The 13,618-nt window shown below is 61.8% G+C and carries 9 protein-coding genes; 7 read left to right on the forward strand and 2 right to left on the reverse strand.

What is annotated here, in order from left to right; all coding sequences use genetic code 11:
- Positions 1-20: 20 nt before the first annotated feature.
- Both M5B44_RS08175 and M5B44_RS08180 read right to left on the reverse strand, forming a co-directional pair.
- Positions 21-3,299: a PAS domain S-box protein gene (locus M5B44_RS08175; RefSeq protein ID WP_085711995.1), complete on the reverse strand. Its 3,279-nt coding sequence runs from the start codon at positions 3,297-3,299 to the stop codon at positions 21-23.
- A 69-nt stretch (positions 3,300-3,368) separates the two neighbouring features.
- The gene (locus tag M5B44_RS08180) at positions 3,369-4,259 is read right to left on the reverse strand and encodes a LysR family transcriptional regulator (RefSeq protein ID WP_248738788.1); all 891 of its coding nucleotides are present in this window, start codon (positions 4,257-4,259) and stop codon (positions 3,369-3,371) included.
- A gap of 140 nt (positions 4,260-4,399) precedes the next feature.
- Here M5B44_RS08180 and leuC point away from each other — a divergent pair, with 140 nt between their 5' ends.
- The 7 genes from leuC to M5B44_RS08215 all read left to right on the forward strand — a co-directional run bounded on the left by leuC (position 4,400) and on the right by M5B44_RS08215 (position 13,599).
- Positions 4,400-5,818 carry a 3-isopropylmalate dehydratase large subunit gene (leuC, locus tag M5B44_RS08185; protein WP_248738789.1) on the forward strand — a complete coding sequence of 473 codons (1,419 nt, stop codon included), beginning with the start codon at positions 4,400-4,402 and terminating at the stop codon, positions 5,816-5,818.
- Between the two features lie 11 nt (positions 5,819-5,829).
- Complete coding sequence (gene leuD, locus M5B44_RS08190; RefSeq protein ID WP_134826071.1) at positions 5,830-6,474, forward strand: 3-isopropylmalate dehydratase small subunit; 645 nt, start codon at positions 5,830-5,832, stop codon at positions 6,472-6,474.
- 36 nt (positions 6,475-6,510) lie between these two features.
- Positions 6,511-7,278 (forward strand): class I SAM-dependent methyltransferase, encoded by a 768-nt coding sequence (locus tag M5B44_RS08195; RefSeq protein WP_115077206.1) that lies wholly within the window; start codon positions 6,511-6,513, stop codon positions 7,276-7,278.
- Between the two features lie 69 nt (positions 7,279-7,347).
- Positions 7,348-8,430, forward strand: a complete 1,083-nt coding sequence (gene leuB / locus M5B44_RS08200; RefSeq protein WP_114882105.1) for a 3-isopropylmalate dehydrogenase — start codon at positions 7,348-7,350, stop codon at positions 8,428-8,430.
- A 66-nt stretch (positions 8,431-8,496) separates the two neighbouring features.
- The gene (gene asd, locus M5B44_RS08205) at positions 8,497-9,609 is read left to right on the forward strand and encodes an aspartate-semialdehyde dehydrogenase (RefSeq protein ID WP_011333354.1); all 1,113 of its coding nucleotides are present in this window, start codon (positions 8,497-8,499) and stop codon (positions 9,607-9,609) included.
- A 112-nt stretch (positions 9,610-9,721) separates the two neighbouring features.
- Positions 9,722-10,732 (forward strand): aspartate-semialdehyde dehydrogenase, encoded by a 1,011-nt coding sequence (locus M5B44_RS08210; RefSeq protein WP_248738790.1) that lies wholly within the window; start codon positions 9,722-9,724, stop codon positions 10,730-10,732.
- A 209-nt stretch (positions 10,733-10,941) separates the two neighbouring features.
- Entirely contained in the window at positions 10,942-13,599 is a 2,658-nt protein-coding gene (locus M5B44_RS08215) for a FimV/HubP family polar landmark protein (RefSeq protein WP_248738791.1), read from the forward strand.
- Positions 13,600-13,618: the final 19 nt, after the last annotated feature.

The following is a 13,618-nucleotide window of genomic DNA, read 5'->3' on the forward strand; positions in this document are numbered from 1 at the left end:
GGCGCCCTTTTTTGTGCCTGTCAAACCAGCAAGCCTTTCAACACCTCCAGCGCCACCGGCCGACTGTGCAGATACCCCTGATACAAATGGCAGCCCAGCCCTTGCAGGAACGCCAGTTGTTCGGGGGTTTCCACGCCTTCTGCGATCACCTCCAGTTCCAGGCTGCGGGCCATTGCGACGATGGCGCGGATGATCTCGGCGTCGTTGGGGTCGCTGGTGGCGTCGCGGATGAAGGACTGATCGATCTTCAGGGTGTCCACCGGCAGGCGCTTGAGGTAGGTCAGCGATGAATAACCGGTGCCGAAATCGTCCATGGCGAAGCTCACGCCGAGCTTTTTCAGGCGGCGCATCTTGCTGATGGTGTCTTCCAGGTTCTGGATCACGATGCCTTCGGTTATTTCCAGTTTCAGCAGCGAGCAGGGCAGCCCATGGCTGGTCATGCTGTGTTCGATACGTTCGACGAAGTCGTTCTGGCGGAATTGCCGGGGACTGATGTTCACGCACAGGCTGAACGCCAGCGGATCGATCAGGCCGTCGGCGATCAATTGCTTGAAGGCATCGCAGGCCTCATCGAGAATCCAGGTGCCGACCTCAAGGATCAGCCCGCTGTCTTCCAGGACCTTGATGAATTCGGTCGGCGATTGTGCGCCGAGTTCCGGGTGATTCCAGCGCACCAGCGCTTCGGCGCCGATGATGCGGTTGTCCCGGGCGTCCACTTGTGGCTGGAAATGTACGTTGAATTCGCCGCGGGACAGCGCCAGGCGCAAATCGGTCTCCATGCGCAGCCGTTCGCTGGCCGCTTTCTGCATGGTGTTGTGGTACATCTGCGTGGTGTTGCGCCCGGAGTCCTTGGCCCGGTACAGCGCGATGTCTGCACGTTTGAGCAGGTCGGTCGGGGTCGAGCCATGATCGGGAATCAGTGCCACGCCGATGCTCGGCGTCACTTGCAGGCGCTGGCCGTCGAGGAACATCGGTTCCGACAGCAATTCGCGGATGGTGTCCGCCAGCTCCCGCACCTGAACGCTGACCTCGTTGCGCGTACCTTCCAGCCCGCTGAGCAACACCACGAATTCATCGCCGCCGAGCCGCGCCACGGTGTCTTCCATGCGCACACTGGCTTCGAGGCGCGCGGTGATGATTTTCAGCACCGTGTCACCGACCGGATGGCCGAGCGAATCGTTGATGTGCTTGAAGTGATCCAGATCGAGAAAAAGCAGCGCGCCGCGCAAATTGTGGCGCTTGAGCAGGGCGATCTGCTGGCTCAGGCGATCCATCAGCAATGCGCGGTTGGGCAGGTTGGTCAGCGGGTCGTGATAGGCCAGATGGCGGATCTGCGCTTCGGCGTTCTTCAGCAGGCTGACGTCCCGGGCGGTCATCAGCAGGCAGGCGATTTCGTTGAGGGTGATCGGCTCGACCGAAACTTCCACCGTCAGCAATTCACCGCGTTTGTTGCGCCCGAGCATTTCCTGATGATGCACGCGGCCCTTGATCTGTAGCTCGGCGAGCAATCCCGAGCGCTGTTTTTCCTCGGCCCAGATGCCGACCTGATACACGGTCTTGCCCACCACTTCGTCGGCGCGGTAGCCGGTCAGGCGACAGAAACCGTCGTTGACCTCCAGATAACGCCCGGTGTCGCGTTCGGTGATAGTGATCGCGTCGGGGCTGGAGTGAAATGCCTTGGCGAACTTCTCTTCACTGGCCTTGAGCGCCGCTTCCGAGCGCTGTTGCTGAGTGATGTCACGCAGCGTGGTGACGATGCACGGCTGATTGCCGACGCTGATCTGGCGGCTGGAAATCACACAGGTCAGCGATTGGCCGTCCTTGTGCTGGACGATGATCGCGACGTTGCTAAGGCCCTGTTCGCGGATCACCCGTTCGATGCGTTGCAGGCTTTTCGCCGAGGCGTCCCACAGGCCGATTTCTTCGGCGGTATGGCCGATGACATCGGTGGCGCTCCAGCCGAAAGTCTGGGTGAAGCTGGAGTTGATTTCGATGAACTCCCCGGTTTCCTGGCGGGTCACGCAGATCGGATCGGGGCTGACCTGGAACAGGGTGGCGAATTTTTCTTCCGAGGCCACCAGCCGTTGTTCGCGCTCGACCTGATCGGTGATATCGAGCAAGGTGCCCGCCATGCGCAGCGGCGCGCCGTTTTCGTCGCGATAGAGGCGGGCGCGGCTTTCCAGATAACGCGAGCTGCCGTCCGGCAGTTGCACGCGGTACGTCAGCTGATAGTTGCCCGCCGGGCCCTCGCGCAGGCTGCGATAGGCGTCGCGCATGCTGTCGCGTTCCTCGCCGGGTACGCCTTCGAAGAATTCGTCGAACGATTCGTGAAACGGAATCGGCTCAAGCCCGTGCAATTGCGCGGCCCGGGCCGAGCCGTAAAGCATGCCGCTGGGTATGTGCCAGTCCCAGGTGCCGAGCTGCGCCGAGTCAAGTGCCAGATCGAGGCGTTCCTGGCTATCCTTGAGGGCGTGTTCGGCGGCTTTGCGTTCGGTGGTATCGAGAAAGGTGCTCAGCAGGTATGGCTGGCCTTCGAGTTCGACCTTTTGCGCACTGAGAATGCCGTCGTGAACCTGACCGTTACTGGCGCGGAACTGCACCTCCATGCTGATCAGCTCGCCCTTGGCCTTGGTTTTCTTGACCAGCTCCGCTCGCTGCTCGGGATGCACCCACAGGCCCAGTTCCAGGGTGGTGCGCCCGATGGCGCTCTGCACCGGCCAGCCGAATAGACTCTCGAAATACTGGTTGGCCTCGCTGATCAGGCCGTCTTCCTGGCGGGTCAGCAGCACCATGTTCGGGCACAGGTGAAACAGTGTGGCGAAACGTTTCTCCGAGCTGCTGAGGGCTTGTTCCCGTTGCCGCTGGTGGGTGATTTCACGGATCACCCCGATCATTCGGGGGCGACCATGTTTGTCCGGCAGCAGGCTGCCATTGATCTCCAGCCAGTGCAGGCTGCCGTCGGGCCAGCGAATGCGGTGGTGCATCGCCTGTTCCAGCGGCGCGCCGGCAATCACCGCGTGGAACGCGCGAATGGTTTTCGCCCGGTCCTCCGGTGGCAGCAGGTCGAGGTATTCCAGGTCTTCCGGCAACGGCTGCCGTGGATCGAAGCCGAACAGGGCCTGGGTGCCCCGCGACCAACTGATCTGCCCGCGCTCGATGTCCCAATACCAGGCGCCGAGGCGGGCGCCGTTGAGCGCCGCGAGCAATTGCGGCGCGCTCTCCCAGCTCTGTTCGGAACGCCGTGGATCAATGGCCTGAATACGCGGCATCGGCGGAATACGGTCAACAGATTTCGGCATTGTTAAGGGGCCTTGAGCTGATTTGGGCGTTAGGCACAGGGGACGGCAGCTCTATAGGAGTAGCACAAGTCAGCCGAGAGTCCCTGGCAGATCGATTTGCGCGTCCAGCAGGGCCATAAACGCCCGTGCAGCATTCGACAGCGTCCGTTCGGTGTGCAGGATATAGCCTAGCTGGCGACTGAGCTGTATGCCCGGCAAAGGTATGCGCGTCACCTGTTCATCGAGCATGGTGCGCGGCAAAACGCTCCAGGCCAGGCCGATCGACACCATCATCTTGATGGTTTCCAGATAGTTAGTGCTCATGGCGATGTTCGGCGTCAGGCCCTGAGCCTCGAACAGGCGTTGGACAATATGGTGGGTAAAGGTGTTGCCGCCGGGGAAAACTGCCGGATGACCGGCAATATCGGCCAATGTGACAGCGCCGTTGCTGATCAATGTGTGTTCCGGGGCGACCACGAAATCCAGCGGGTCATCCCAGACCGGCGTCGCTTTGACCAGTGTGTGCGGCTCTGGCGCCAGGGTGATGACCGCCAGTTCTGCGCGACCATGGAGAATTTCTTCGTAGGCCACTTCCGAATCGAGGAACTGAATATCCAGCGCCACCTGTGGGTAACGGCGGGTGTATTCCCTCAACAGGGGCGGCAAACGGTGCAGGCCGATGTGGTGACTGGTGGCCAGAGTCAGGCGGCCGGTGACTTCGCCGGTGAGGTTGGTCAGGGCGCGGCGGGTGTCATCCAGCACGTTGAGAATCTGATAGGCCCGTGGCAGCAAAGCCCGGCCGGCCTCGGTCAGGCCCACTTCACGGCCCAGCCGGTCGAACAGCCGTACATTCAATTGTTGCTCCAGCCCGGCGATGCGTTTGCTGATCGCCGGTTGCGTCAGGTGCAGGCGTTCACCCGCGCCGGAGAAGCTCCCGGACTCGGCGATGGCGATAAAAGCATTGAGGTTGGCCAGATCCATGTTCGTATTCCAGTTGGTTATCCAAAGCATAAAAAATATGAATTTGAGTTATTCAATCTAACCCCATAGGATCGGCCTCACAAGCCAAAGGGTTATTGATAAGCCCAGGGCATAGAAACAAGCTGATGAGGAAACGTCTGATGGCCGGCAAAACGCTCTACGACAAGCTCTGGGATTCGCATTTGGTCAAGCAGCGCGACGATGGTTCGGCGCTGATCTATATCGATCGTCACATCATCCACGAAGTGACCTCGCCGCAAGCCTTCGAAGGCCTGCGTCTGGCCGGGCGCAAGCCATGGCGCATCGATGCCAACATCGCGACCCCGGACCACAACGTACCGACCACCCCGGAGCGCAAGGGCGGCATCAGCGCCATTGCCGACCAGGTCTCGCGTTTGCAGGTTCAGACCCTCGACGACAACTGCGACGAATACGGCATCGTCGAATTCAAGATGAACGACGTGCGTCAGGGCATCGTCCACGTGATCAGCCCGGAGCAGGGCGCGACCTTGCCAGGCATGACCGTGGTCTGTGGCGACTCGCACACCTCGACCCACGGCGCATTCGGCGCCTTGGCCCACGGTATCGGTACTTCCGAGGTCGAGCACGTGCTCGCCACCCAGTGCCTGGTCGCCAAGAAAATGAAGAACATGCTGGTGCGCGTCGAAGGCCAGTTGCCGTTCGGCGTGACCGCCAAGGACATCGTTCTCGCCGTGATCGGCAAGATCGGCACCGCCGGCGGTAACGGCCATGCCATCGAGTTCGCCGGCAGCGCGATTCGCGATCTGTCCATCGAAGGCCGCATGACCATCTGCAACATGTCCATCGAAGCCGGCGCCCGTGTGGGCCTGGTGGCGGCGGACCAGAAGACTGTGGATTACGTCAAGGGTCGTCCGTTCGCACCGAAAGGCGCCGAGTGGGATCTGGCGGTCGAATCCTGGAAAAACCTGGTGTCCGACGCCGACGCGCATTTCGACACTGTGGTTGAACTCGACGCTGCGCAGATCAAGCCACAAGTCAGCTGGGGCACTTCCCCGGAAATGGTGTTGGCTGTTGATCAGAACGTGCCGGACCCGGCCAAGGAGATGGATCTGGTCAAGCGCGACTCGATCGTCCGCGCCTTGAAATACATGGGTCTGACCGCCAATCAGGCGATCACCGACATTCAGCTCGACCGCGTTTTCATCGGTTCCTGCACCAACTCGCGCATCGAAGACTTGCGCGCTGCTGCGGTGATCGCCAAGGGCCGCAAGGTCGCGTCGACCATCAAGCAGGCCATCGTGGTGCCGGGCTCGGGTCTGGTGAAGGCGCAGGCCGAGGCCGAAGGTCTGGACAAGATCTTCCTCGAAGCCGGTTTCGAATGGCGCGAGCCGGGTTGCTCGATGTGTCTGGCGATGAACCCGGACCGTTTGGAGTCCGGCGAGCATTGCGCCTCGACGTCCAATCGTAACTTCGAAGGCCGTCAGGGCGCCGGTGGCCGTACCCACCTCGTCAGCCCGGCCATGGCCGCTGCGGCGGCGGTGAATGGTCGTTTCATCGACGTTCGTGAATTGATCTAAAGGAGCGCAGCATGAAAGCTTTTACCCAGCACACTGGTCTTGTCGCGCCTCTGGATCGTGCCAACGTCGACACCGACCAGATCATCCCGAAGCAGTTTCTGAAGTCGATCAAGCGCACCGGTTTCGGCCCGAACCTGTTCGATGAGTGGCGTTACCTGGATGTCGGCCAGCCGTATCAGGACAACTCCAAGCGTCCGCTGAACAAGGAATTCGTGCTCAACGCCGAGCGTTATCAAGGCGCCAGCGTGTTGCTGGCCCGCGAAAACTTCGGTTGCGGTTCCAGCCGTGAACACGCGCCGTGGGCGTTGGAAGAATACGGTTTCCGCAGCATCATCGCGCCGAGCTACGCAGACATCTTCTTCAACAACAGCTTCAAGAACGGCTTGCTGCCGATCATCTTGAGCGACGCGGAAGTCGACGAACTGTTCAAGCAGGTCGAGGCCGCGCCGGGCTATCAGTTGCAGATTGATCTGCACGAGCAGACCGTGACCAGCCCGAGCGGCAAGGTGTACCGCTTCGAGATCGACGCGTTCCGCAAACACTGCCTGCTCAACGGCCTGGACGACATCGGCCTGACCTTGCAGGACGGCGATGCGATTGCGGCGTTCGAAGCCAAGCATCGTGCGAGCCAGCCGTGGTTGTTCCGCGACGCGTGAATTTGAAAGGTTGAAACCCCAAAAAAGGAAGTCCCCATGACCAGCACCGCCCAGCACAGTCAGGTTGTACAGAAGCAATTCGGTGAACAGGCCGCCGCCTACCTGAGCAGCGCCGTTCACGCTCAAGGCACTGAATTTGCGCTGCTGCAGGCTGAGCTGGCGGGGCAGGGCGAGGCTCGGGTGCTGGACCTGGGGTGCGGCGCCGGGCACGTGAGTTTTCACGTCGCCCCGCTGGTGAAGGAAGTGGTGGCCTACGACCTGTCGCAGCAAATGCTCGACGTGGTGGCCGCCGCTGCGGTTGATCGTGGTTTGAGCAACGTTTCCACGGTCAACGGTGCGGCCGAGCGCCTGCCGTTCGCCGATGGCGAGTTCGACTTCGTGTTCAGCCGTTACTCGGCGCACCATTGGAGCGACCTCGGCGTGGCCCTGCGCGAAGTGCGTCGGGTGCTGAAACCGGGTGGCGTGGCGGCGTTCATTGATGTGTTGTCGCCGGGCAGTCCGTTGTTCGACACCTATCTGCAGAGCGTCGAAGTGCTGCGCGACACCAGTCATGTGCGCGATTATTCTGCCGGTGAGTGGCTGCGTCAGGTCAGCGAGGCCGGTCTGCACACCCGCAGCACCACGCGTCAGCGCCTGCGTCTGGAGTACAACAGCTGGGTCGAGCGCATGCGCACGCCCGAGGTGATGCGCGCCGCGATCCGCCAGTTGCAGCAATCGATGGGCAATGAAGTGCGCGAATATTTTGAGATTGAGGCCGATGGTTCGTTCAGTACAGATGTACTGGTGCTCTGGGCTGAAAAGTAATCTTGGAACAATAAGTATTTTTCCGGGCGCGCCAGTCGCTGGCGCACCGACTGAAGACACGAGGAAAGCATGAGCAAGCAGATTCTGATTCTCCCAGGCGACGGTATTGGTCCGGAAATCATGGCCGAAGCGGTCAAGGTGCTGGAGCTGGCCAACGACAAGTACAGCCTGGGCTTCGAGCTGAGCCATGACGTGATCGGTGGCGCCGCCATCGACAAGCACGGCGTGCCGCTGGCCGATGAAACCCTGGACCGTGCCCGCGCCGCTGACGCCGTGCTGCTGGGCGCCGTGGGCGGCCCGAAATGGGACACCATCGAGCGTGACATCCGCCCTGAGCGCGGTCTGCTGAAAATCCGTGCGCAACTGGGCCTGTTCGGCAACCTGCGTCCGGCGATCCTGTATCCGCAACTGGCCGATGCCTCGAGCCTGAAGCCGGAAATCGTTTCCGGCCTGGACATCCTGATCGTCCGTGAGCTGACCGGTGGCATCTATTTCGGCGCGCCGCGCGGCACCCGTACCCTGGAAAACGGCGAGCGCCAGTCCTATGACACGCTGCCGTACAGCGAAAGCGAAATCCGCCGCATCGCCCGTGTCGGTTTCGACATGGCCATGGTCCGTGGCAAGAAACTGTGCTCGGTGGACAAGGCCAACGTGCTGGCGTCCAGTCAGTTGTGGCGTGAAGTGGTCGAGCAGGTGGCCAAGGATTACCCTGAGGTCGAACTGAGCCACATGTACGTCGACAACGCCGCCATGCAACTGGTGCGCGCACCGAAGCAGTTCGACGTGATCGTCACCGACAACATGTTCGGCGACATCCTGTCCGACGAAGCGTCGATGCTCACCGGCTCCATCGGCATGCTGCCGTCGGCCTCGCTGGACGCCAACAACAAGGGCATGTACGAGCCTTGCCACGGTTCGGCGCCGGACATCGCCGGCAAAGGCATTGCCAACCCGCTGGCGACCATTCTGTCGGTGTCGATGATGCTGCGTTACAGCTTCAATCTGCACGAAGCCGCGGATGCCATCGAGAAAGCGGTCAGCGTGGTGCTGGATCAAGGCCTGCGCACCGGCGACATCTTTTCGACCGGTTGCACTAAAGTCGGTACGCAGGAAATGGGTGACGCAGTAGTCGCCGCGCTGCGGAATCTGTAATCTCTCGGGCCCGCTGCGAAATTCAATACAAAGCAGCGGCCCACTTTTCAAGAAGGTGTAGTTGCGATGAAACGTGTAGGTCTGATCGGTTGGCGCGGTATGGTCGGTTCCGTGCTCATGCAGCGGATGCTGGAAGAGCAGGATTTCGATCTTATCGAGCCGGTGTTTTTCACCACTTCCAATGTCGGTGGCCAAGGCCCGTCCGTGGGCAAGGACATTGCTCCGCTCAAGGACGCTTACAGCATTGAAGAGCTGAAGACCCTCGACGTGATCCTGACCTGCCAGGGCGGCGACTACACCAGCGAAGTGTTCCCGAAGCTGCGCGAAGCCGGCTGGCAGGGTTACTGGATCGACGCGGCTTCCAGCCTGCGGATGAACGACGACGCCGTCATCATCCTCGATCCGGTCAACCGCAAGGTCATCGACCAGCAGCTCGATGCGGGTACCAAGAACTACATCGGCGGCAACTGCACCGTCAGCCTGATGCTGATGGGCCTGGGCGGTCTGTTCGAGGCCGGTCTGGTCGAGTGGATGAGCGCCATGACCTATCAGGCGGCCTCCGGTGCCGGCGCGCAGAACATGCGTGAACTGATCAAGCAGATGGGCGCGACCCACGCCGCTGTTGCCGATCAACTGGCCGACCCGGCCAGCGCGATCCTCGACATCGACCGCCGTGTGGCCGAAGCCATGCGCAGCGACGCGTACCCGACCGAAAACTTCGGCGTACCGCTGGCCGGCAGCCTGATCCCGTGGATCGACAAGGAACTGCCGAACGGCCAGAGCCGCGAAGAGTGGAAGGCCCAGGCCGAGACCAACAAGATCCTCGGCCGCTTCAAGAGCCCGATCCCGGTCGACGGCATCTGCGTGCGCATCGGTGCCATGCGTTGCCACAGCCAGGCGCTGACCATCAAGCTGAACAAAGACGTGCCGATCGCCGACATCGAAGGGCTGATCAGCCAGCACAACCCTTGGGTCAAGCTGGTGCCAAACAATCGTGAAATCAGCATGCAGGAGCTGAGCCCGACGAAAGTCACCGGCACCCTGAACGTACCGGTCGGTCGTCTGCGCAAGCTGAACATGGGTTCGCAGTTCGTTGGCGCGTTCACCGTCGGCGACCAGCTGTTGTGGGGCGCGGCCGAGCCGCTGCGTCGCATGCTGCGGATCCTGCTGGAGCGTTGATCGCTTGAAGCAATGAACGAACCCGCGCCTTGCAAGAGGCGCGGGTTTTTTTTGCCTGTCTGGCAGCCACCCGGTAAAGTGCCGCTCCCCCCGTTCCACCAGAGGTCGCACCATGAGCCAGCCCATTGATATTGCCGTGATCGGCGCCACCGGTATTGTCGGCGAAACCCTTGTGCAGATTCTCGAGGAGCGCGACTTTCCGGTCGGCAACCTGCACCTGCTGGCCAGCAGCGAATCCGCCGGCAGCTCGGTGCTGTTTCGCAACAAGAACGTGCGCGTGCGCGAAGTCGACGAGTTCGACTTCAGCAAGGTCAAACTGGCGTTCTTTGCCGCCGGCCCGGCCATCACCCTGAGCTACGCGGCTCGCGCCCATGCGGCGGGTTGCTCGCTGGTGGATCTGTCCGGCGCCTTGCCGGCGGATCAGGCACCGCAAGTGGTGCCTGAGGCCAATGCCGATTTGCTGGCCGGTTTGAAAGTGCCGTTCCAGGTCAGCAGCCCGAGCCCGTCGGCCACTACGCTGGCCGTGGTGCTGGCGCCGTTGCTCGATCTGGTCGATCTGCAATATGTGCATGTCACCGCCAATCTGGCCGTTTCCGCCCAGGGCCGCGAAGCGGTTGCCGAGCTGGCTCGCCAGACGACGGAGCTGCTGAACATGCGTCCGCTGGAGCCGACATTCTTCGATCGGCAGATGGCGTTCAACCTGTTGGCTCAGGTCGGCACGCCGGACGCGCACGGCCACACGCTGCTGGAAAAGCGTCTGGTGCGCGAGCTGCGTCAGGTGCTGGCCAAACCTTCATTAAAGATTTCCGCAACTTGCGTTCAAGCCCCGGTGTTTTTTGGCGATAGCTTTAGCGTGACCTTGCAGTCAGCGAGCGCGGTCGACCTGGAAAAGGTCAATGCCGCGCTTGAAGACGCCGAGGGGATCGAGCTGGTCGAGGCCGGCGATTACCCGACCGCGGTCGGTGACGCGGTGGGGCAGGACGTGGTCTATGTCGGGCGGGTGCGCGCCGGTGTCGACGAGCCGTCGGAACTTAATCTGTGGCTGACGTCAGATAACGTACGCAAAGGCGCGGCGCTCAACGCGGTGCAAGTGGCCGAGTTGTTGATAAAAGACCTGCTGTAAAAGATACTTGGCAACAATTTGTCGACTGATTCTAGCCGGGCGCTATGCTTGGCCAGACCGCTTGATGACGTAATACCCTCCGGGACTTTCCGGGGCATCAAAGAAATGATCGCGCGCGGCATGCTGTCGTCGTCGCGCGCAATGCCTTACGGCAGCGACAATCAACATCTTCTCGCTCGCCGAGGAACGTTCAAACAAAGGAAGAGGCTATGGTTCAAGTTCGCAAACTGGTGTTAGCAATAGCGGCCGCCTCGGCGCTGTCCTCCGGTATGGCGCATGCCCTCGGGCTCGGGGAGCTGACCCTGAAGTCGACCCTGAACCAGCCGCTGGTGGCGGAAATCGAGCTGCTCGATGTCAAGGATCTCACCGCTGCCGAAGTGGTGCCGAGCCTGGCCTCGCCGGAAGATTTCGCCAAGGCCGGCGTTGATCGCCAGGCCTTCCTCAATGATCTGACCTTCACTCCGGTGCTCAACGCCAGCGGCAAAAGCGTGCTGCGCGTAACCTCGAGCAAGCCGCTGTCGGAACCGATGGTGAAATTCCTCGTGCAGGTGATGTGGCCGAACGGCCGACTGCTGCGCGATTACAGCGTGCTACTGGATCCGTCGAAGTTCTCGCCGCAGACCGCTGATGCCGCCGCTCAGCCTGCGCCGGCACAAACCATCACCGCGCCGACCACGGGTGCAACGCATCCGAGCCACACCACCACGCCGCGCGACACTCTGTGGGAAATCGCAGCCAAGGCGCGCACTGGCGGTTCGATCCAGCAGACCATGCTGGCGATTCAGGCTCTGAACCCTGACGCATTCATCGACGGCAACATCAACCGCCTGAAAACCGGTCAGGTGTTGCGTCTGCCGGATCAGGTGCAAAGCACTGCGCTGCCGCAGTCGAAAGCGATTGCCGAAGTGGCCGCACAAAACGAGGCCTGGCGTCAGGGGCGTCGTTACGTGGCCAAGCCAGGCACCGGTCAGCAGCAACTGGATGCCACCAATCGCGGTCGCGCCAACACCGGTCCTGCGAAGAATGCCAAGGACAATCTGAGCCTGGTCTCCGCTGAAGGTGCCAAGGGGCGCGGCAAAGGCCCGGCTGGCGATGCCAAGGCCCTGAGCAACAAACTGGCGGTGACCCAGGAAAGCCTCGACACCACCCGTCGTGACAATGCAGAACTGAAAAGCCGCATGGCTGATCTGCAAAGCCAGCTGGACAAACTGCAACGTCTGATTGAACTGAAGAACAATCAACTGGCGAAAATGCAGGCTGAAGGCCCGGGCACTGCCCCGGCGCCGGCAGCTGACGCGGCTGCGCCAGCCGTTGCGCCGGTTCCGGCCATTACTGCGGAACTGGCAGCGACTCCACCGGCGACTCCGGCCGAAGCGGCACCTGCTGCACCTGCGCCTGAAGCCGCCGCACCGGCACCGGTTGAGCCAGTGGTCGAGCCGAAGCCTGCTGCCGACGAAGACAAGACCTTCAACGAACTGCTGACCAACCCGATCCTGCTGGGTCTGGTCGGTGGTGGTGCGGTGGTGTTCCTGCTTCTGCTGTTGCTGCTGGCCCGTCGTCGCAAGGCGCAACAGGAAGCCGAGAAACACCTGCGCATGGCTCGCGCCCTGGAAGAGCAGTCGTTCTCGCCAGAGCTCGATCTGCCGGAAGACAGCTTCGAAGGCCTGGAAGTGCCGGCGGCAAGCGTCAAGCTCACGCCTGCGCCTGCACCGGCTCCAGCCCCGACACCTGCCCCTGTGGTGGCTCCGGTGGTGATGGCGGAACCGATCGCCGCGCCGCTGGTAGCCCCGGCTGCCGAGCGTTCCGACGACGTGCTGGACAAGGCGCAGTCGCACATCGATGGCGGCCGCCTGAATCAGGCAGCAGCGTTGCTGGAGGAGGGCGTCAGCCTGGAGCCGCAGCGCAGTGACCTGCGTCTGAAACTGATGGAAGTCTACGGTCGCCAGGGTGATCGTGATGCTTTCGTCGGCCAGGAGCGCCAACTGGTTGCCAATGGCGACAACTTCGCCAAGGTCGAAGAGCTGAAAAGCCGCTTTCCGGCCATGGCGGTCGTTGCGGCTGCCGGTCTGGCGGCAGCGGCCATTGCGGCCGAGCTGGACGAGGATTACGTCAAGGACTTGCTGCTTGATGAGCCAGAAGCGCCAGCCGCCAAGGTGGACGACGATCTGGACAGCGCTTTTGACCTGAGCCTGGATGATCTCGACAACATCAAACCGGTGGAGCCTGTCGCTCCTGTGGCTGCTGTCGAACCTGAAGCGCCGGTCGAGCTGGACGAATTCCCGGCCGATGACGACCTGAGCTTCGAGTCGGTGCTGCAGCAACAGACCGAAATCAAGGAAAACCTCGACGACCTGTCTGACTTCGATCTGGACCTGGATCTCGGGGCTGATCCTGCGCCTGTACCGGTTGAACTGGCTGACGACGATTTCCTGCTGGATCTCGACGAGAGCGTGAAGGACCTGCCGCCGGTCGAGCCGCCAGTGGTGGCTGAAGCGCCGCTGGATGATCTGGAGCTGCCGGCCGATTTCGACCTGTCCCTGGCCGACGAAATGGATGCGACCCCGGCTGAACCGGATGCCTTCGCCGCCGAGCTGGACGACGTCAATGCCGAGCTGGATCGCCTGTCGGGCAGCATCAACGAGCCGAGCTTCACCGAAGCCGACGCAGCGTTGGGTGGTGATCTGAATGACGAGGACTTCGACTTCCTCGCCGGTACCGACGAAGCCGCCACCAAACTCGATCTGGCCCAGGCCTACATCGACATGGGCGACAACGACGGTGCGCGCGACATCCTCAACGAAGTGCTCAGCGAGGGTGATGACAAGCAGAAGAGCGAAGCGAAGGAAATGCTTTCGCACCTGGCCTGAGTCAGCGTTCGGCAGTAAA

The organism is Pseudomonas sp. MWU12-2029 (assembly GCF_023242425.1).
GTDB lineage: Bacteria > Pseudomonadota > Gammaproteobacteria > Pseudomonadales > Pseudomonadaceae > Aquipseudomonas > Aquipseudomonas kribbensis.

Coding starts and splice junctions, on each gene's coding strand:
- M5B44_RS08215 (WP_248738791.1), top strand. CDS start 10,942: ATGGTTCAAGTTCGCAAACTGGTGTTAGCAATAGCGGCCGCCTCGGCG.
- leuC (WP_248738789.1), top strand. CDS start 4,400: ATGGCCGGCAAAACGCTCTACGACAAGCTCTGGGATTCGCATTTGGTC.
- asd (WP_011333354.1), top strand. CDS start 8,497: ATGAAACGTGTAGGTCTGATCGGTTGGCGCGGTATGGTCGGTTCCGTG.
- leuD (WP_134826071.1), top strand. CDS start 5,830: ATGAAAGCTTTTACCCAGCACACTGGTCTTGTCGCGCCTCTGGATCGT.
- M5B44_RS08210 (WP_248738790.1), top strand. CDS start 9,722: ATGAGCCAGCCCATTGATATTGCCGTGATCGGCGCCACCGGTATTGTC.
- M5B44_RS08195 (WP_115077206.1), top strand. CDS start 6,511: ATGACCAGCACCGCCCAGCACAGTCAGGTTGTACAGAAGCAATTCGGT.
- leuB (WP_114882105.1), top strand. CDS start 7,348: ATGAGCAAGCAGATTCTGATTCTCCCAGGCGACGGTATTGGTCCGGAA.
- M5B44_RS08180 (WP_248738788.1), bottom strand. CDS start 4,259: ATGGATCTGGCCAACCTCAATGCTTTTATCGCCATCGCCGAGTCCGGG.
- M5B44_RS08175 (WP_085711995.1), bottom strand. CDS start 3,299: ATGCCGAAATCTGTTGACCGTATTCCGCCGATGCCGCGTATTCAGGCC.